Here is a 19,538-nt window from a genome sequence, read left to right on the forward strand (position 1 = left end):
TTTGGATTTTGGATGGTGCTGTTCGACCTAAGAATGATCCCAGAAACAAAGCTCATGAACCGCCTCGGACAGAAATGGTTCATGAACTCCAGATTTTAGCCCACATTGGCATATCGATATACCCGTTTATAGGATTTATCCGTTTCCGGCATATACGTAATTGTGAAGCATTCTTCACCGATCTTTTCTCCTGTCTCCACCTGAAAAGAATTGAACTGAATTTTGCTGACGGGAAATACGGCCTCAACCCGGTATAACCCTGACCCACGTGTTTCGGGAATCGTCCAGCTCTGGCTCGTGGTAATGGTTTCTGATTCAGAAGTAGAAACGCCGATCTGAGCGCTGAGTGACACAAAATAGCTCTGGACTCCATAGCTGACCGATCCGCTGGCCTCGAGGGTATTTGTTTTTGAGGTACTCACCCCGATGGTCGTGGATATTCCATATGTGTGTTGAGTTTGGGTTTCAACGAAAGGTTTCTCTTTATCCGGTGTATCATACGCTGTCATCGTATAATACTTTGTTTTTGCCGGGTTATAGATCCCTGCAGCATAAGCAGCAGACGAAAAAACCATGGAACAACTGATTCCTAATGCAATAAAATTTCTTATTTTAATTTCATTCTTTCTCCAATTGTACGTAATTTTTCTTATTATGTACAAATTATTGCAAGCAGTCAATCTATAATGAATGATTTGTTGAAATCCAATTGGATATAATTAATAGTTAATATGACTACTTTTTTTGTTTAATGCCATAATCAATTTGGTTCCTTCCCAACGATCCTGATCGTGAAATGAATTTGTGATCTAAAAAATCATTCATTATGTAAACATAACTCAAATCTCAGAAAGCTGCCGACTGATCACGTCCGTAATTGACGGATCGCAAGGTCTATGATGCTACTATGTATTCTATTAAATTGTATGTAATTTAATATTGAAAAATATTAAGTATATTATTTAATTCCAATAGCTTTTTAGATATTGAAATTAAAAATAAATGTTTTTGTATAATAATCATTTACAATTGGTGCATTAAATTGTACAATTTTCATAAAAATAATAGGATGTGATTTTTAATGAAATTATCCAAGAAAATCATTCTAGCCGGAATGAATGTTCTGACCGCATTCGTAATCTCAGGAGCTGTTGTTCTGGCAACCCCAATAGTAATTTCACCTTATAAGTCAACTGTTTTATACAAGTCATCCCTCCTGGCAGAGACTGGTACAATGACTGGTACGTGGAAGGAATTTTCCGGTGAGGTCTACTCAACATCTGACTGTTCGGTTCGGTTTTCCTCCATGGTCAGCTGGGGGACTGGTTTTCATCAGGATGTAAACCTTACACTATCCATCGGAGCAGAGTTCTCCAAGGTCGCCACCGATAAAAAAACCATGGCTTGTATATGGAAACTCCGTTTGGAGCCGACTCAATGGACCCAGTATTCAGGAGGTTCTGCGAAGGGTTGGATGTGGCTCGATATGTAATGATTCGAAAGATAATTGATACTCAACCCCTGAATCCGTCTGTGTTCTTCAACGTTTCAGGGAAGCCTTTCATCTGATTTTCAATTCTCGGGAGGGATTATGACTTCATTTCATCTTTACGTTAAAACCATCTTCCGCCATCGAATTCTTTCAATTATCCTGCTTGCGGGAATCATCATTCCCGCCGCATTAATTCTGTTCAGCATCTCCCATTTATTCCCTGAGTTTCGGGATCCGATCCAGATTCAGCTGATCTTTTTCCAGACCACCCGTATCCTTGTCCTTTCAAACATTCTGTTCGCTTACGAATTTGCCATGCAGGCGAGAAGCCGCCGGATGCTGGAAACCATCCAGAGCATCGATCGAGGCGTCGAAAAACACTACCGCAAGATCTTTTATGTGTTCCTGTCTTTGGCTTCCCTGCAGTTTCTTCTCTTTGCTTCCGCTCAGTTGCTGGCCGGCTGGCTGAAGCCTCTCGATCTGTCCAGTGTACTGCATTACTTCCTACGCTCGAATTTTATTTATTACTTCCTCCTGCCGCTGTTCGGATTTCTCTTCGGGCTGACCTTGTCCTTTCTGAAACAGCGCCTTATGTCGTATCTGGTGATCTTTGGCTTCATCGGTCTGACACTGGATTCGACCCTGAGCAAGATCGCGCTGATGCCCATTCAGCAGTCCTTGCCATTTTGGATCGAGGATGTCGTCCGGTTGTTCCCTCAGCAAGCTTCACGGCCCTACATTTACGGCGTACCTGCCGAGACAGCCGTCCTCTTTCGGGTGCTGTTCTGGTCAGTCCTCCTGGTGACTCTGATCGTCTTCTCAATCCGAAAGTCCCTGAGCTCTGGGCAGCGCGGGATCAGCCTGGTGCTTTGCGCCGCCTTGGCGGGATCGACTGGATGGATGGCTTTTCGCCCCTCTTCCCTCGTTTCCTACACCACCTCCACCCTTCGCGGCATGAGTCACGACCAGCTCTATTATGGCCAGCATTCCGTGATCGATGAACCCGCCAGTTTCCAGATCACACAGTACGATATGGATCTGACGATCCGCCATCAGCTCAGCGCCGTGACGAAAGTCGCCTATCACAGCAATGATACCAGTCGGTTCATGAGCTTTACTCTGTATCACGCCTATCAGGTTGAGCAGATTCTGGATGAAGCTGGAAATCCAGTCCCTTTCCGACAGGAGGGCGACTACATTGACATTACCCGGGAACTGCCGGCAGATGGGTCTCTGTCGTTCCGTTACTCCGGTTACGCAGAGCGCTTCTACAGCAATGATCAAGGCGTCAATCTCCCTGGGTACCTGCCCTTTTATCCTCACGCCGGCAAGTATCCGGTATATCACATGTCAAGCGTTATGATGATACCGCAGCAGACCGGGAAAACTCAGTTCAATGTACGAATCAGCGGGGTCCCTGACCTGAAAACGAATTTGAAGAAAGTATCTCAGGACACCTACTCCGGCACTGCTGAATCCGTATCCCTTCAGTCCGGCATGTACGAGACGGCTCAAGTGGGTCCGGTCGTGCTGCATCGGCCTCGCCTGGAAGGGTATGATTATGAACGGACCCTGGCGGAATCCCTCCTCAACAATCCTGCCCTGGTGAATGGTGAACCCTTGAAACAGGTGACTATTCTTCCGATCATGAACACCGTAGGCATCTATGAGCTCCTTCATATCAGCTCAGATCACTTGCTGACCACCTCCATGGAAACCTACGATAGATACAAAAACGCGCTGAAGTACCCGCCTTCAAAGTTTCCCATTTACACTCTCTGGGAAGATTTCTACGCTTCCCTGCCTTGCTTCGAGATCTGGTCTGATCTGGATGTCGCCTATGCTAGAGAACACCCGGAAGTACTTGAACCGCTGGATCTGGTCCCTGATGATCTGGTTAACGTTGAACAGACCACTACCTTCATTCTGGGGAAAGCCCTGAATCACGCCAGCGTCGACGAGCTGTACGCCATTCTGGGAAACTATCTGGAGAACCAGAACGATCATCGCACTTCATCTGAAGTATTAGAAGATATTCGGGAGAAATATAATGATTAGAATTCATCGTTTAAAGAAATCCTTCGGCAGAAAAAAGGTTCTCGAAAATCTGAACCTGAATCTGAACGAAGGAGTTTATGGCCTTCTGGGCGCCAACGGAGCCGGCAAGACGACACTGCTTCGCTGCCTTACCGGAATATATCCGGATGCGAATAAGCATGTACTGTTTACCGGTGAAAGCCGTCCGCTCATTGGCTATCTGCCACAGTCTTTCGGTCTGTTTGACCATTTAACCGCAGGGGAAGCATTGACTCTGATCGGTCAGATGAAAGGCCTGCCGGCCGCCTCACTGGCCAATGAGGTGACGGAGGCTCTCAAAAAGGTGAATCTGCTGGATCGGAAAGATCATCGAATCACCACTCTATCGGGAGGAATGATTCGCCGTCTGGGCATTGCCCAAACGCTTCTGGGCACACCGGCCATCCGAATCTACGACGAACCCACCGCCGGACTTGACCCGGAGGAGCGGCTGCGCTTTCACCAGGTGGTGCGACAGCATGCCGCCCAAGGCCTGACCTTGATTTCCACCCACATCGTGGAGGATATCGAATCCACCTGCCAGCATGTGATCATCCTGGGCAATGGCCGCATCATCGCTCAGGGTGGAATTCAGGAAATCACCGACCAGGTTTCCGGCATGGTATTCGAACGCGCCACTGCCCCGGAATTCGGGAATCCAGATGAAATCCTAGTGAAAAGCTATGAACGGGACCAGACAAATTTCTGCCGCGTCCTCACCCGTAAGCCACTGGCGACGGATCTCAATCCGCTGAAACCAACCCTGGAGGACGCCTTCCTTGGCATTACCAGAGGATTTATCTGTGAAAAGAACTGAGTGCCGTCAGGGGATTTCCCGCTTCCGGCTCTGGCTCAAAGTTCTGGGGTCCGGCAGCTTGCTCCTGATCCTCCTGCTAACGCTGGTCCTGCCGCTGATCAATCGATGGATCGTTCAGAACATCCCCAGTCGGGAGGAAGCCGTTGACTGGATTCAGCTGACCAGTCTTCTGGTGCTGCCGATCCTGGTATGTGTCGGTCCCATCCTGATTGCCCGGCCGTTTCTGGAAGAACCTTACTGTGAGCTGCTCCGCCAGATTACCGGTGCGACTCGCCAAAGAGCTCTTCAGGTCGGGTCCGTGTTCACTTTTTTTTACAGCCTGACCCTGCTGATTCTGCTGATCTGGCAGAAAATCGGGTATATCCGCCCTGCTTTTAGTGCCGCGCTCTCAGGTTACCTGCTGTTTATGTTCGGCCTGACCTACTGGGTTATCGTTCAATCGAAAAGCTCCAGCCTGAGTTTTTTTACCCTGTTTGCTTTTTCCATCATCGGTTTTTTATACCACCGGGATCTCCCGTTCTTCCCGTTTCTGGGAAATATCAACCGCATGGATCTGGCGGCGGTGATCCCCAGACTGCCTCCCTTTGTGATCAGTGCTGTTCTGCTGTTCATCCTGGCGGAACACCGGGAAACCGTAAGTGTGTGATCTCTTAAAACCAACGCCTGAAACAGACAGCCAGCCCGTTGACCTCTCTTAGTCCAAGGGATGCCGGCGGGCTGGCTCTTTCAAATGGCTTTGATCCTGCGACCGATCGAATCATCTCACGGTTCTCCGGCGGAGCTGAAAAACGGCAGGCTGTCTGAAGGCAACCTGCCGTTTTGGGGTTGTTATTCAATTTTGCATTGTTTTTATGTTGCGTTGTTTTTATGTTGCGTTGTTTTTCATTAGGGGGTTGGTATTATGTTTCTTGGATCCTGAGTCCCCGCTTCTACTTGACGGTAGCAGTGAGAAGCATGGAGAGGATGAACAGGCCGGATACGATGTACATGATGGGATGAACTTCTCTGGCCTTGCCTTTGACGACCTTGGTGATCACATAGAAGATAAATCCCCAGGAAACGCCGGTGGTGATAGAATAGCCCAGGGGCATCATGGCCAGGGTAAAGAAGGCGGGAATGGCGACTTCCAGGTCTTCCCAGTCGATGTTCTTGATGCCTTCGGCCATCAGGATACCGACTACGATCAGGGCCGGTGAGGTGGCAACCGCCGGAACTACGCCGACCAGGGGAAGCAGGAGCAGGGATGCCAGGAACAGGACGGCGGTGGTGACGGAGGTCAGTCCGGTCTTTCCGCCGACGGAGATTCCGGCTGCGGATTCCACATAGGTCGTGGTGTTCGAGGTTCCCAGGATGGCGCCGATGGACGTGGCGGTGGCATCTGCAAACAGGGCTTTTTCCAGTTTGGAGTTGAAGCCGCCTTCGTTCTTCTCAAATTTTTCGCTGTCCTTGTCATCGAAGATGCCAGCCTTGCGGCCGGTTCCGAGGAAGGTTCCGATGGTGTCAAAGGTATCCGTCAGGGAGAAGGCGAAGATGGTGGAGAAGATGAGGAGGAATTTGCCCGGATCAGCAAACAGTCCGGCCAGATCCATTTTCATGAAGGTATTGCTCAGAGCGCCCAGATTGGCGTCCGAATTGATCACGCCGCCGGCCAGGGAGACATGGCCGGTGGCCAGGGAGGCAATGGTGGTGGCGATAATACCGATCAGGATAGCGCCCTTGACGTTGCGCAGCAGCAGAATGATGGTGACAATGAGGCCAAACAGCGCCAGCAGGGCACCCTTGTTGGCAAAATCGGTGACTGCCGGTACGGTGGCGTTGTAGAGACCGTCGGTGATCTTATGGGGCTCCTCGACCAGGAAAGTCAGGAAACCGGAGTTGATCAGTCCGATATAGGCAATGAAGAGACCGATGCCGCCGGAGATGGCATACTGCAGGGAAACCGGGATGGCATTGATGATGGCTTTGCGCAGCTTGGTCACGGTGATCAGAATGTTGATCAGACCGCAGATGAAGACCATGGCCAGCGCCTGCTGCCAGGTAAAGCCCATCCGGAAAACGATGGTAAAGGTAAAGAAGGCATTCAGTCCCATGCCCGGTGCCTGGGCAAAGGGAACGTTGGCCACCAGGCCCATAATCAGGGTGCCGATGACAGCTGCCAGAATCGTGGCGATGAACACCGCGTTTTTGTCCATTCCCGCCAGGGAAAGAATGCTGGGATTGACGAACATGATGTACGCCATGGTAAGAAAAGTAGTAAGTCCGGCGAACAATTCGGTTTTTACATCCGTATTGTTTTCACGCAGCTTGAAGAAATGTTCCATGAGTTCCTCCTGATTAAAAAATGTAATATAGGATGCGATCGTATTCTTTTATCTGCTGTTGTTAAGCCACTTCCCTGATGCGGTTCGTAGACAGGCGTCCGATCCCCTCCCCGACTATTCTACCTGAAAACCGGGGCAGGTTTCCAGTAGATCATCGAATCTTCCAATTAAATTTGACAAAATCATTCGGTTTTTGGTTCGCCCTGACAAACTTCCTCGATGGCGTCAATCACATGTTCATAGCCGGTGCAACGGCAAAGATGCCCCGTAATTTCGCGCTTGATATCCTCCCGGCTGAGTTTTTTGCCGGATTCATGCAGCGTCGTGGCCGTCAGCACCAGCCCGCTGGTGCAGAAGCCGCACTGGACGGCGCCGTGCTCGACGAAGGACTGCTGAACCGGGTTGAGCTTGCCTTCCTGGGCCAGGCCTTCCACGGTTCGGATATCGGCGCCCTCCGCCAGAACGGCCAGATAGAGACAGGAATCGATGGTAATTCCGTTCAGAATCACGGTGCAGGCGCCGCATTCGCCGACGCCGCAGCCGATTTTCAGTCCGGTAAGATGGAGCCGGCCGCGCAGGACTTCCTGCAGCGTTTCCCGCTCGTCGATCTCAACCCGGGTGGGTTTCCCGTTCAGAGTAAATTCAATGGTTCGGTTCATGACTTTATTCCCTCCGTTTGAGCCAGGCAGTGCTTGAATGCGTCCCGAATCAGGACACGGACCAGATGTTCGCGATATTCTTTCGAGGCGCGCCAGGAATCCCGCAGCTGAATCGAGCGTTCGATTTCCGCCAGGATCTCCTCCACCAGCGCCTCATCCGGCTGGCGTCCGGCCCAGTCGACATCCCGTAGCAGCCGCAGCGGAACCGGAGCCGCCACGCCCAGGGCGCAGCGCAGCCGCTCAATGACTCCGTCCTTTACGGACAGGCCCACGGCGACGCCCAGCACCGCCAGGTCCATGGACTTGCGCACTGAGTACTTAATATAGTGGGCCTTGAGTCCGGCCAGTTCCTCCACCGGCAGAAGCAGTCCCGTCAATAGTTCATTCTGCTTCAGATTGGTCTTGCCCGGTCCGGTAAAGATGTCCTGCAGCGGGACTTCCCGCTTCCCCTCGACGCTTTGAATCCGGGCAACAGCATCATACACCAGCAGGGAGGGAATCGAGTCCGCCGATACGGCGCCGTTGGCGACATTGCCGCCGATGGTGGCCGCATTCCGGATCTGGGGTCCCGCGATGGTGCGGGCAGCTTCCGCCAGCACCGGCGCGTGGGATGCAATCAGCTCCGAATTGATAATCTCGGTGAAGGTGGTCAGCGCTCCGATGCAGAGGGAATCCCCTTCCCGGCGGATGCCGCGCAGCGCTTCGATCCGGCCCAGGGCGACGACGGAGGTATTGTCCAGCACCTTATTGCGCAGATCGACAACCAGATCCGTACCCCCGGCCAGCGGCCGGAGCTTCTGCTCCGCCATGAGCGCCAGTGCTTCCTCCAGGCTGGAGGGCGTATAGACATTTTTCAGATCAAGCATGGTCTTCCTCCTTTTCCATCAGCAGGCCGGCCGCCTTGATGGCTTCAAACACCCGCTGCTGAGACAGCGGCAGTGAGTTCATGGCAACGCCGGTGGCATGAAGCAGGGCATTGCGGATGGCCGGAGCCGGAGACAGCGTGGGCGGTTCGCCCAGGGATTTCTGGCCGTAGGGCGCGGTGGGATCATAGGAATCAACAAAGACGCAGTGCAGGCCGTTGTTGTCCATGGCCGTCCCGATTTTGTAGTCCAGCAGGTTGGGGTTCTGGCAGCGGCCGGTGGCCGGGTCAAACTTGAGATCCTCGGTCAGCGCCTGGCCGATGCCCATGTGCATGCCGCCCAGAACCTGGCCTTCGGCGGTTTTGGGGTTGATCACGGTGCCACAGTCGTGGAAGTTGGTGATATCGAGCACTTCGATCTTGCCGGTGCGCAGATCCACTTCGATCTCGCAGAAGGTCGCGCCGTAGGAGAAGGTATTGATCCGGGCATTGTTGGACACATCCGCCGTAATGGGCTCGGCGTGCATCAGATCGTAATAGGCGTTGAGCGAAACATCGGCGATGGAGATCACCGGTTCGCCGGTGCGGGCATCCACCACCTGGTCATTCTCGGTATCCAGGTTCTCGATGGAGCGTCCCGTCATGCGGGATGCCACCTTGAGAATCTTGTCCCGGACCTGAGTGGCGGCCTTATGAATGGCAAAGCCGACGATGTAGGTCTGGCGCGACGCATAGGCTCCGGTGTCAAAGGGGGCAAGGTCGGTGTCCTGGGTGGACCGGACGTGGACTTTGTCATAGGAAATGCCCATGGTCTCGGCGGCCATCTGGGCAAAAACGGTGTCGGCGCCCTGACCAATCTCGGTGGCGCCCACCATCAGGGTGGCCGAACCGTCCTGGTTCAAGGAGATCCGGGCACCGGAAATTTCCAGGCCGGCCGGGAAGGTGCCGGAACCGTAGCTGAACAGAGCCATGCCCAGGCCGCGGCGTCTGGAACCCGTCTGGTTCTCGAGCGCCCGCCGGCGATTGGTCCAGTCATAGCGCTCCATGCCCAGGCGGATGCATTCGGGGATGCCGAAGCTGGCAACCCGGTTATGCGTTACCGGATCTTCATAGCCGACCCGGACCAGGTTGTGCCGGCGGAAGTCAATGGGATCCAGACCGAACTGACGGGCCAGATCATCCATGTGGCATTCCAGGGCAAAGGTCATCTGGGGCGCGCCGTAGCCGCGCATGGCACCGGCCGTGGGCAGATTTGTGTACACGGTCTTGGGCTCGATGCGGAAGGCCTGCCAGTGATAGAGCGGCCGGAACTTGCTGGTGGCGGCCATGATGATGGAATGGCCGTGGGAGGCATAGGAGCCGTTGTTGCTGATGCCCTCGACATGGGTCGCCAGCAGCTTGTGACTGGCATCCAGGCAGCTGTGGAAGGTAATCTCCACGGCATGGCGGGTGCGGGTGTCGGTGAATACTTCCTCCCGGTCATAGGTCAGACGGACCGGCCGACCGCCGCATTTCAGGGTCATGGCGGCCACAATCGGCTCGGCAATGACATCCTGCTTGTTGCCGAAACCGCCGCCGATGTAGGGCTTGATCACCTGAACCTGACCCCACGGGAGATCCAGGGCCTGTCCGACGATGCGCCGGGCAATGTGGGGGATCTGGGTGGAACTGGTGATGACAATGCGGCCGTGGCTGTCGACGTGGGCCGTGGCTGTCTGGTTTTCCATCTGGGCGTGCTGCACGATGTTGGTGGAATAGGTGGCGTCCACACAATGGGCCGCTTCTTTCATGAACGCCGCGGTATCGCCGTAGGTATTGCCGAAGGAAGCCAGCACATTACGAGGGAATCCCTCATGGAGCTGCGGAGCGCCATCCGCCATGGCCTGCCTGGGATCCAGGACGAAGGGCAGCACTTCGTACTCCACTTCGACCAGCTGGGCGGCCCGGCGGGCGGTGAGTTCATCCTCCGCCACGACGCCGGCGACAATATCGCCGACATAGCGGGCTACATCGGCAAAGATTTTACGATCCGCCACATCGCGGTGGGAGGGATCCAGTGAATAGGGATGGCCTGCCGTCGGATACTTAACATCCGGCAGGTCGGTGTGGCAGATGACCGCCACGACGCCCGGCAGCGCCAGGGCTTTTTCCTTGTTGACCCGCACGACCCTGGCATGGGCGTGGGGTGAGTGGACGAGCCGGCCCGTCAGCAGGCCCGGGATGAAGAAATCATCCGTATACTGCCCGGCTCCGGTTACCTTGTCCACCGCGTCTTTTCGGACCGGACTGGTCCCAACGACCTTTGATGTCATTCCTGTCCCTCCTTGATTTGTTCCAATGGGAGCAATTTTCTGATTTTCAGCGCAACGGCCAGATTGAGTTTCTGGTCTTCCTCTTCCAGATTCAGGCCGGTAATCTCCTGGATCCGGTTTAACCGGTATAAAACCGAATTGTAGTGCAGATAGAGTTCCCGGGACATCTCCATGAGATTGCCTCCGGTCTTGAAATAGGCTTCCAGAGTGTCGAAGAGCTGGCCCTTCATCCGGTCGTCGTAGGCCTCGAGCGGACCGAGGTAACGCCGGGCAAAATCCCGGATCTCCTCCTCCTGTCCCGGACCGAGCAGCAGGCTGTAGATGCCGAGATCCTCGTAGAATCTCATCCCCGAATCACCGGAGCGGGCACTGACCGCCAGGCTGCGCCGGGCTTCCTCGTGGCTGTCCCGGATGTTCTCGTAGGATTCCTTGAGCCGGCCGATGCCGATGCTGACCCCGAACCCGGGGAAATGACGGAGCATGATGTCGTTCACCGCCGTTGCCAGCCGGGTCATCACCGGCCGGTAGGCGTTTCTCTGGCCAAAGGCCAGCAGCAGGCTGACAGCATTGGCCCGGGTCGCGATGAGTCCGTCCAGTTCAAAGGCGTAGCGCAGCCCTTCCAGTTCCGGGGTCAGGTAATGGATCAGTCGGCGCACCGCCAGATTGAGATGCTCCTCCACTTCCTCTCCGCCCAGAGGAATCAGTTCCGCCCGCAGCACGGCATAGTGCAGCGGCGCGGCCGGATCGAAATAGGAGTGGGACTCCATGGCCCGGCGCACCCGCTGGGGATCCTGCGCCACCAGGTCCTCATAGAATTCCGAAGCGTATTTGACCTCGACCTCCCGAACCGACAGCGACTGCATGATCAGAAGACTAAGCACGGTGGCTGCCACTTCCATGACGGACAGGTCCGACCCCGTCAGGTCCGAGTCATAGGACCAGCTGGTCAGATACCCGTAGATGTTGTCCCGCAGAACGATGGGAATGCTCTTGCGCCGGATGCGGCGCCCGTCCCGGGCGAATTCCTGTTCCGTGATCCGGCGTTCGCTGCGCCGGATGCGGTCGCTGCGAAAGCGTTCGTAGTCCTTGCGGATCAGTTCCTGTTCCTCGTCCCGCAGGGAGCGCCAGCTGGTGATCAGTTCCCTGGAATAGCTCACCTCAAAAATCACCGGGTTATTAATGTAGTCCGACAGAATCGATACGATCTCTGGCGGGCCGCCCCCGGACAGGATGATATCCATGAACCGCTGGTGGATGTTTTCAAAGCGTTCGATGATGTTGGCCTGGCGGCTGAACAGAGCACCGGCGACCTCCGCGTTGACCTGGGCCAGCGGCACATCCTGCGGCACTTCGATGACGGGGAAGCCCGTTTCTTCCAGAAACGTCAGAATGGCCTCATCCAGCTGCTCCAGATAAGGCTTGATTTTGATGGCGACGGCGACCACGCCCTTGTCCCGGCAGGTCCGGAAAAAGTGAAGGCGCTCCTCGCCGGACATGCCCGGCAGGATGTAGGCCGTCATGGCCAGCATCTGGCCCCGGTCGATCCAGTCCAGGATCTCCGGGTCCGCCATGATATTGATCAGCTGGATCCGATCCCCGCCCGACGGATCGCCGGCCAGCAGCCGGGCATCCTTCATCGCAGGCAGACCCAGGATGTCCTTGATGGTCAGTCCCACATATTTACTCATAATCAACTCTCCGTTCCCTTACATTTTACATCAGTTGTAACCGTTTGTATTTATAGAATTCTTACAAACAACTTCAAATCACTGAAAAAACAGCCATTTATCCCGAAGGTCCTTACTGCCGGCCGAATGGACCGGATCCGCTCCCATTCCTTCCCCCGGAGCCCCGCCATCCCGGACCGGCCTCGCCGGACGCCCGCCGGTCGGCAGTCCCGGACCCGCCATTGGCTGCCCCAGACCAGCTAATGGCTTGCCTGCGGCTTTGCGGGGTCTTTGCCCGGCGCCAGAGGAACCGGTGCCGGCCGGGTCCGGTTTGCAAATAAACCGGGTCGGGGTGATTTGGTGATTTTCTCTAATGAATCTTTTCCGTTTTCATATTATTATAAAGTCGACGGAATCTTTTTAACAGAAAGCCATTTGAAACCGACACTCACTTATGGGGGTATTAATATGGATTTACTCAAAGCCGCTTCGCTGGAACAGGCCCTGGATTTTCTGGAAGCTCACCCCGGTGCCAGAATTCTGGCCGGCGGCACCGATCTGGTCATTGAACTGCGCAAAAAAAAGGCACACCCCGCGGCGCTGCTGGACATCTCTTCGGTAGAGGAACTGAAAACGGTGACCGAAGAGAACGGCCGCTGGCGTCTGGGCGCGGCCCTGACCTACGGCGAGCTGCTGGAAGCCGCGCTGCCCGAGGGGCTGTCCGGTCTGAAGCAGGCCGCCCGACAGGTGGGATCACCCCAGATCCGCAATACGGCCACCGTCGGCGGCAATGTCTGCAACTCCTCGCCGGCGGCGGATATCGTACCGCCTTTCCTGGCCCTGGATGCCCGGCTGCGGCTGGCATCGCGCCAAAGCGGCCAGACCGTGGAACGGGTGGTTCCGCTGTCCGGGTTCTTTACCGGCAAAGGGCACAACTGCCTGCTTCCCGGGGAACTGCTGCGGGAAATTGAATTCGGACCGGTGGCGCCAGGCGCGGAGCTGGTCTTTGAAAAACTGGGCCTGCGCGAAGCGCTGGCCATTTCCCGGATCTGCCTGGCCGTTTACGCCGAGCCGGCTGGCGACGGTCTGGGCAAGGTCCGGATCGCTTCGGGCTCTCTGGGCGAAACCGGCCAGCGCGAGCCGGAAACCGAGGATGTTCTGACGAACCAGCTCCTGGACGACGAACACATCGCCCGGGCTCAGACCGTTCTGAGCGAAGCCTGCGCCCGCCGGCTGGCGGGACGCTCGACCCTGCCGTTCAAGCGGGAGGCTGTCATGGGCCTGCTGGGCCACGCGCTGCGCACACTCAACTTGAGGAGGGACAACCAATGAATCTGACTGTCAATGGCAAACCGGTGACCACGGATGGACCGGGAGAAATGCGCCTGCTGGATTTTATCCGGGAGGAACTGCACCTGACCGGAACCAAGGAAGGCTGCGGCGAAGGGGAATGCGGCGCCTGCACCGTCCTTCTGGACGGTAAGCCGGTGGATTCGTGTCTAGTTCTGCTCTTCCAGTGTGAAAACCGGGAGATCCTGACCATTGAAGGCCTGTCGGACGGAGATACGCTCCATCCGGTGCAGCAGGCCTTCATCGAGGTCGGCGCCGTCCAGTGCGGCTACTGCATCCCGGGCATGGTGCTCTCATCCAAAGCCATCCTGGATCGGAATCCCGACCCGGATGCCGCTGCCATCAAAGAAGGGCTCTCCGGCAACTTGTGCCGCTGCACCGGCTACCTGAAGATGGAACAGGCCGTCCGGCTGGCTGCCCGCCGTCTGCGAGGTGACGAAGATGAAGCATAACAGCGTCGGTGCTTCGGTTTTCCGGGTGGATGCCCCGGGCAAAGTCACCGGAAAGACCTTATACCCCCAGGATCTGTACCGCGACGGCATGCTCTGGGGCGTCACCCTGCGCTCGCGCGAAGCCCATGCCCGCGTCCGGATGGATCTGGCGGAAGCCTCCGCCATGCCCGGCGTCCGCCTGATTCTGACTTGGAAGGATGTGCCGGGTCTGAACAAACACGGCGTGATGTTCAAAGACCACGATGTCTTCGCCAGGGATAAAGTGCGCCGGATTGGCGATCCCCTGGCCTTCCTCGTGGCGGATACCAGGGAACAGGCCGAAGCGGCCCGGGACCGCATCCGGGTGGACTACGACATCCTGCCCGGACTGTTTGACGCCCGCGCAGCCATGGCCGACACCGAGAATCTGGTCCATGAGGGTCAGCCCAATCTCCTGTATCAGTACAATCTGAAAAAGGGCGATGCCGACGCGGCCATTGCCGCCTCCGCCCACGTGGCGCGCAACACCTATCATCTGAACTCGGTCGAGCACATGTTTCTTCAGCCGGAAGCCGGACTGGCCTGGATGGAGGACGGGATCCTGCATATCTCAGTATCGACCCAGTACCCCCATTTTGACGTGACGGAAATCGCCGAAGCCCTGGATCTGCCCCAGGATCGGATCCGCTATCTCAATCCCGCCATCGGCGGGGCCTTTGGCGGCCGGGAAGACATTTCCCTGCAGATCCACCTGGCATTGGCCTCGTACCGGCTGAACGCGCCGGTCAAGTGTGTCCTGGAACGGGATGAATCCTTCTATGCCCACTCCAAGCGCCATGCCGTGAGCATGGACTGCGAAACGGCCTGTGACGAGTCGGGCCGGCTGACGGCGGTAAAGGCCCGGTTCTACGGCGATACCGGTGCCTATGCGTCCTGGGCGGTGAATGTCATGCGCAAGTGCGGCGTTCACGGCACCGGTCCTTACCACGTCCCCAATGTGGACATCGAGTCCTACGCCATCTATACCAACAATCCTTATGCCGGTGCCATGCGCGGCTTCGGAGCGACTCAGTCGCCCCTGGCCTATGAGCCGCAGATGGACGATCTGGCCCGGCAGGCTGGCATCTCCCCCGCCGAGATCCGGCGAATCAACATGTACCGCAAGGATTCCGTCACCGCCACAGGCCAGAACCTGCTGGACACCGTTCCGCTGGACCGCTGCCTGGACGCGGTGGAGGACTATTTCCGCGGCCGGCCGATGACGCCGCCTTCGGATCCGGCCCTGCGCAAAGGCCGGGGCATCGCCCTGGCGTTCTATGGAACGGGTTACGGCAACGGCTTCCCTGATGTTTCCACGGCTCAGATCGAATTCAAGGCCGACGGCCGGTTCAACCTGTTCGTCTCTGCCGCCGAGTGCGGTCAGGGTTCGGATACGGCCATGCGTCAGATCGCGGCCGAAGCGCTGGGCTGCTCCGTGGACCGGATTGATGCCTATACCTGCGATACCAGGGTGACTACGGATGCCGGCACCGCCGCCGCCTCCCGCCAGACCTACAATACCGGCAACGCCATCCGCCTGGCGGCTCAGAAAATGGAGGCTCAGCTGGCCGAGGCCGCCCGGATCTGCCTGAAGCTGAACACACAGGTGGGGCTGGATCTGACGGCGGACGGGGTGCAGCTGTGCTTTGACACGACCCGGCACTGCAGCTGGGAAGAGCTGGCGAAGAATACTCCGGAGCTTCCGCTGCGCGCGGAAGCCGTCTTCACGGCCCAGACCACGAAGATGGATCCGGCCACGGGCCAGGGCAATCCTTACTGGCCTTACACCTTCGGCGCCTGCGGTGTGGAAGTGGAGGTCGACATCACCACGGGCAAGGTCCGGGTGACAGACGCCATCTCCGCCCAGGATGTCGGCCGGGCCATCAATCCGGTTATGGTCGAGGGCCAGATGGACGGGGGCTTCGCCATGGGACTGGGCTATGCCCTGATGGAAGATCTGGGCCTGAACCAGGGCCGGATCAAGAACAACAGTTTTACCGGCTACATCATTCCCACTTCCATGGATATGCCGGATCTGAAGAAGGTCATCATAGAGCAGCCGGAAGCCACCGGGCCTTATGGCGCCAAGGGAATCGGCGAACCTGTCATGACTTATGTGGCCCCGGCCATCCTGAACGCCATTTATGACGCCACGGGAGTCCGGATCCGGGAAATCCCGGCGACGCCCGACCGGGTGCTGAAAGCGCTGGCGCTCTCTCCCACCGAAGCGAGGTAACTGACATGAAGACATTCTATATCAAAGGGGATTTCATCCATGCCGACCGGCCCGATCACCTGTCGGAACAGCCGGACTGCTGTCTGCTGGTTCGGGAGGGCCGCTGCGCCGGCTTCTTTGCGCAGTCCGAGGCTGGAATTCCGGTCCTTGATTACAGCGGATCGCTCATCATTCCCGCCTTCACCGATCTCCATGTCCATGCCGCCCAGTTCCCCAACATGGGGCTGGGCATGGATATGCCGCTTCTGCCCTGGCTCGAGCGCTACACCTTCCCGCTGGAGGCGGCCTACCAGGATCCGGAGTACGCCAATCTGGTCTATTCGCGCTTTGTCCGGGAGCTGTGGCGCAACGGCAGTCTGCGTTCCTGTGTTTACTCCACGGTGCACCAAGAGGCCACAGCCATTCTGATGGATCTCTTCCTCGAGTCCGGTCTGGCCGCCTTCGTCGGCAAGATCAACATGGACCGCAACGCGCCCGAGGCACTGACTGAAACCACGGAAGAGTCGCTGGCCGAAACCCGGCGCTGGCTGGAGCAGTACGCCGGGGTTTCGCCGAAGGTGAAGCCCATCATTACGCCCCGCTTTGTCCCTTCGGTGACGGCGCCGCTGATGGACGGACTGGGGGAACTGGCCCGGGAATTCAACGTGCCGGTCCAGTCCCATCTCAACGAGAACCGGGATGAAGTGGAATGGGTGAAGCAGCTGCATCCCGAATCGGACAACTACCTGGACGTCTACGGTGATCACGGTCTGATCCGGGATCAGGCGACCATCATGGCACACTGCATCCATAATGTACCGGAGGAAGTGGCGCGGTTTGCCCGGGACGAGGTCTTTGTGGCCCATTGCCCCACCGCCAATCTGAACATGTCCTCCGGCATCATGCCGGCGGCCCGGCTGCTCCGGCAGGGCAATATCCATCTGGCGCTGGGCACGGACGTGGCCGGCGGCAATACCCTGTCCATCCCCCGGGTTATGGTGGCGGCCATGCAGTCATCCAATGTGCTGTTCAGTCAGGATCCGGCACAGACGCCGCTGAGTCTGGCGGAAGCCTTCTGGATGGGCACGCGGGGAGGCGGAAAATTCTTCGGCGACTGCGGCGATTTCAGGGAAGGCTCCTCGTGCGACCTTCTGGTCATCGACGATTCGGCTGCCCGCCGGATCAAGGCCATGAGTCTCACCGACCGGCTGTCGCGCTTTGTGTTCGCGGGGGATCCCGCGGAAATCCGCTGGCGCATGCTGGAGGGGGAGATTCTGCCCGAACCCCGGCTGCGGGAGTAATGGCTGGCAGCCGCGTCAAAAGCGCGGCTGCCGGTTTTAACTTTCCGGAAAAAATATCCGTCTGATTCAATGGAATCAGCTATAATAGTCATAAGAAAAATGAGAAATCGACCAACGGAGGATCTCCCATGGACTACAGAACACTGCTGGAGGCGTCAGCCGGGCGGGTCAGGGCTGACCTGGTCCTTAAGAACGCGTATTTGCTGGATGTATTCAATGCCCAGTTTTTTCAGGCCGACCTGGCGATTGCCCATGGGCGGATCGCCGGCATCGGTGACTACGAAGGCGTCACGGAGCTGGACTGCTCCGGCCGCTGGATTGTCCCGGCCTTTCTGGACGGCCATATGCACATCGAATCGGCCATGGTGACCCCGGGTCAGTATGCCCGGGGGGTGCTGCCCCACGGCGTCACCACGGTAATGGCGGATCCGCACGAAATTGCCAATGTCCTGGGGGAAGCCGGCGTGCGCTGGCTGATGGACGCCTCCCGGGGCCTGCCGCTGGATTTCCGGTTCATGATTCCGTCCTGCGTGCCGGCCGCGCCCATTGACCATGCCGGCAGCGAACTGACCGCGGAGCAGATGAGCCGCCTGAAAACCCATGAAGCGGCGCACGGTCTGGGGGAAATGATGGACTTTCCGGCGCTGCTCCAAGGATCCGAAGCCATCGCTCAGAAGCTGGCGGCCTTTTCCGACCGGCCCCGCGACGGCCACGCTCCGGGCATTACGGGGAAAGCCCTGAATGCCTATGTGGGCAGCGGCATCCAGACCGAGCATGAATGCTCCACCCGGGAGGAAATGGAAGAGCGGATCCGGCTGGGGATGTACATTCAAATCCGTGAAGGCACGGCCGCCAAGAACGCTCTGGCGCTGCTGCCGGCGGTCAATGACCATAACTGGCGCCGCTGCTTCTTCTGCACCGATGACATCGAACCCTTTGATATCCTGCGCGACGGCACCATCGACCACCTGATCCGACTGGCCATCCGCCACGGAATTGACCCGGCCCGGGCATATGCCATGGCCAGCTTCAACTCAGCCCAGGCATACCGCCTGGAGGATCGCGGTGCGCTGGCGCCGGGCCGGCGGGCTGATTTCCTGATCCTCGATGATCTGGCCGATGTCTCCATCGAAGCGGTTTATGCCGGGGGCCGACTGGTCTGCCGCCAGGGGCAGATCACGGACTTCGATCTTCCGCTGCTGGACCGGCCCGACCCTTCCGTCCGGTTTCAGCCGCTGACGGAAGAGTCGCTGCACCTGACCGGCACAACCTACCGCGCCCTGGTGATGTCGCCGGGCAGCCTGGTCACCGGACTGAAACAGGGCCGGATCGAATCGGAGAACTTCCCCTACGGCCAGGCCATGGCCAAGCTGGTCAGCCTGGAACGCCACCGGGCATTGCCCCTGGCCGGGGTCTGTGCCCTGGACGGTTTTGGCATTCAGAAAGGCGCCATCGCCTCCACCATTGCCCATGATGCCCATAATCTGATCTGCGCCGGAGCCAGCGATGCCGATATCCTCCGGGCCATCGAGCGGGTTGGGGAAATCAGCGGCGGCATCGTCCTGGTTGAGAACGGCCAGGTCCTGGCGGAGCTGGAGCTGCCCATTGCGGGACTGCTCACGGAAGCCCCCATCGAGGAAGTGGCCGGCCGCCTGGAAGAGATGGATCGCATCGCCCATCAGGTCCTGGGCATTCCCGAAGCGATGAACCCCTTCCTCTCCCTGGCCTTCATGGCCCTGCCCGTCATTCCCGAAGTCAAGCTCACAGTGGAAGGACTCTTCTCTGTCACAGAACAGCGCCTGCTGCCCGCTGTCGAGTAGAAACACCGATTGCTTCCCCCTGAATCCCCTGCCGGCAGGGATTCAGGGGGTTCTTTGCGCACTTTTCTGCGAAGGATACCGTTCTTTCTCCGCCGGGTTTCACTTCAAGGCGGCCTGCCCCGACTCGGGATGGGGACCTCCCGATCCAATTTGCCTGGTCCCGGGATCGGATGCCG

15 protein-coding genes are annotated in these 19,538 nt (G+C 57.3%); 9 read left to right on the top strand and 6 right to left on the bottom strand.

What is annotated here, in order from left to right; all coding sequences use genetic code 11:
- Positions 1-95: 95 nt before the first annotated feature.
- Positions 96-575 carry a hypothetical protein gene (locus tag NQU17_12115; GenBank protein ID UUM11387.1) on the bottom strand — a complete coding sequence of 160 codons (480 nt, stop codon included), beginning with the start codon at positions 573-575 and terminating at the stop codon, positions 96-98.
- A 506-nt stretch (positions 576-1,081) separates the two neighbouring features.
- On the opposite strand from NQU17_12115, the gene NQU17_12120 reads away from it, so the two are divergent.
- The 4 genes from NQU17_12120 to NQU17_12135 all read left to right on the top strand — a co-directional run bounded on the left by NQU17_12120 (position 1,082) and on the right by NQU17_12135 (position 5,031).
- Positions 1,082-1,492: a hypothetical protein gene (locus NQU17_12120; GenBank protein UUM11388.1), complete on the top strand. Its 411-nt coding sequence runs from the start codon at positions 1,082-1,084 to the stop codon at positions 1,490-1,492.
- 99 nt (positions 1,493-1,591) lie between these two features.
- Complete coding sequence (locus NQU17_12125; GenBank protein UUM11389.1) at positions 1,592-3,550, top strand: hypothetical protein; 1,959 nt, start codon at positions 1,592-1,594, stop codon at positions 3,548-3,550.
- A complete protein-coding gene (locus tag NQU17_12130; protein ID UUM11390.1) occupies positions 3,543-4,385 on the top strand; it encodes an ATP-binding cassette domain-containing protein in 843 nt (280 codons plus the stop codon). Before NQU17_12125 ends, NQU17_12130 begins: the two co-directional genes overlap by 8 nt.
- On the top strand, positions 4,372-5,031 hold the full coding sequence (locus tag NQU17_12135; protein UUM11391.1) for a hypothetical protein: 660 nt from the start codon (positions 4,372-4,374) through the stop codon (positions 5,029-5,031). The genes NQU17_12130 and NQU17_12135 overlap by 14 nt, the downstream gene beginning before the upstream one ends.
- 283 nt (positions 5,032-5,314) lie before the next feature.
- Here the strand turns inward: NQU17_12135 and NQU17_12140 are convergent, their stop codons facing one another.
- The 5 genes from NQU17_12140 to NQU17_12160 all read right to left on the bottom strand — a co-directional run bounded on the left by NQU17_12140 (position 5,315) and on the right by NQU17_12160 (position 12,227).
- On the bottom strand, positions 5,315-6,706 hold the full coding sequence (locus NQU17_12140; protein ID UUM11392.1) for an NCS2 family permease: 1,392 nt from the start codon (positions 6,704-6,706) through the stop codon (positions 5,315-5,317).
- Between the two features lie 182 nt (positions 6,707-6,888).
- Positions 6,889-7,365, bottom strand: a complete 477-nt coding sequence (locus NQU17_12145) for a (2Fe-2S)-binding protein (protein ID UUM11393.1) — start codon at positions 7,363-7,365, stop codon at positions 6,889-6,891.
- A complete protein-coding gene (xdhB, locus tag NQU17_12150; protein ID UUM11394.1) occupies positions 7,362-8,231 on the bottom strand; it encodes a xanthine dehydrogenase FAD-binding subunit XdhB in 870 nt (289 codons plus the stop codon). Before xdhB ends, NQU17_12145 begins: the two co-directional genes overlap by 4 nt.
- Complete coding sequence (gene xdhA / locus NQU17_12155) at positions 8,224-10,539, bottom strand: xanthine dehydrogenase molybdenum-binding subunit XdhA (protein UUM11395.1); 2,316 nt, start codon at positions 10,537-10,539, stop codon at positions 8,224-8,226. Before xdhA ends, xdhB begins: the two co-directional genes overlap by 8 nt.
- On the bottom strand, positions 10,536-12,227 hold the full coding sequence (locus tag NQU17_12160; protein ID UUM11396.1) for a helix-turn-helix domain-containing protein: 1,692 nt from the start codon (positions 12,225-12,227) through the stop codon (positions 10,536-10,538). Before NQU17_12160 ends, xdhA begins: the two co-directional genes overlap by 4 nt.
- A 447-nt stretch (positions 12,228-12,674) precedes the next feature.
- Between NQU17_12160 and NQU17_12165 the strand changes: the two genes are divergently transcribed.
- The 5 genes from NQU17_12165 to ade all read left to right on the top strand — a co-directional run bounded on the left by NQU17_12165 (position 12,675) and on the right by ade (position 19,362).
- Positions 12,675-13,538: an FAD binding domain-containing protein gene (locus NQU17_12165; protein ID UUM11397.1), complete on the top strand. Its 864-nt coding sequence runs from the start codon at positions 12,675-12,677 to the stop codon at positions 13,536-13,538.
- Entirely contained in the window at positions 13,535-14,008 is a 474-nt protein-coding gene (locus tag NQU17_12170; GenBank protein ID UUM11398.1) for a (2Fe-2S)-binding protein, read from the top strand. The genes NQU17_12165 and NQU17_12170 overlap by 4 nt, the downstream gene beginning before the upstream one ends.
- Entirely contained in the window at positions 13,998-16,262 is a 2,265-nt protein-coding gene (locus NQU17_12175; GenBank protein UUM11399.1) for a xanthine dehydrogenase family protein molybdopterin-binding subunit, read from the top strand. The genes NQU17_12170 and NQU17_12175 overlap by 11 nt, the downstream gene beginning before the upstream one ends.
- Before the next feature lie 5 nt (positions 16,263-16,267).
- A complete protein-coding gene (locus tag NQU17_12180) occupies positions 16,268-17,542 on the top strand; it encodes an amidohydrolase family protein (GenBank protein UUM11400.1) in 1,275 nt (424 codons plus the stop codon).
- 128 nt (positions 17,543-17,670) lie between these two features.
- A complete protein-coding gene (ade, locus tag NQU17_12185) occupies positions 17,671-19,362 on the top strand; it encodes an adenine deaminase (GenBank protein ID UUM11401.1) in 1,692 nt (563 codons plus the stop codon).
- Positions 19,363-19,538 lie beyond the last annotated feature (176 nt).

This window comes from Clostridiaceae bacterium HFYG-1003 (assembly GCA_024579835.1).
Taxonomy (GTDB): Bacteria; Bacillota; Clostridia; order Clostridiales; family Clostridiaceae; genus JG1575.

Coding starts and splice junctions, on each gene's coding strand:
- NQU17_12170 (UUM11398.1), top strand. CDS start 13,535: ATGAATCTGACTGTCAATGGCAAACCGGTGACCACGGATGGACCGGGA.
- xdhB (UUM11394.1), bottom strand. CDS start 8,231: ATGCTTGATCTGAAAAATGTCTATACGCCCTCCAGCCTGGAGGAAGCA.
- NQU17_12130 (UUM11390.1), top strand. CDS start 3,543: ATGATTAGAATTCATCGTTTAAAGAAATCCTTCGGCAGAAAAAAGGTT.
- NQU17_12125 (UUM11389.1), top strand. CDS start 1,592: ATGACTTCATTTCATCTTTACGTTAAAACCATCTTCCGCCATCGAATT.
- xdhA (UUM11395.1), bottom strand. CDS start 10,539: ATGACATCAAAGGTCGTTGGGACCAGTCCGGTCCGAAAAGACGCGGTG.
- NQU17_12165 (UUM11397.1), top strand. CDS start 12,675: ATGGATTTACTCAAAGCCGCTTCGCTGGAACAGGCCCTGGATTTTCTG.
- NQU17_12115 (UUM11387.1), bottom strand. CDS start 575: ATGGTTTTTTCGTCTGCTGCTTATGCTGCAGGGATCTATAACCCGGCA.
- ade (UUM11401.1), top strand. CDS start 17,671: ATGGACTACAGAACACTGCTGGAGGCGTCAGCCGGGCGGGTCAGGGCT.
- NQU17_12180 (UUM11400.1), top strand. CDS start 16,268: ATGAAGACATTCTATATCAAAGGGGATTTCATCCATGCCGACCGGCCC.
- NQU17_12145 (UUM11393.1), bottom strand. CDS start 7,365: ATGAACCGAACCATTGAATTTACTCTGAACGGGAAACCCACCCGGGTT.
- NQU17_12140 (UUM11392.1), bottom strand. CDS start 6,706: ATGGAACATTTCTTCAAGCTGCGTGAAAACAATACGGATGTAAAAACC.
- NQU17_12175 (UUM11399.1), top strand. CDS start 13,998: ATGAAGCATAACAGCGTCGGTGCTTCGGTTTTCCGGGTGGATGCCCCG.
- NQU17_12160 (UUM11396.1), bottom strand. CDS start 12,227: ATGAGTAAATATGTGGGACTGACCATCAAGGACATCCTGGGTCTGCCT.
- NQU17_12120 (UUM11388.1), top strand. CDS start 1,082: ATGAAATTATCCAAGAAAATCATTCTAGCCGGAATGAATGTTCTGACC.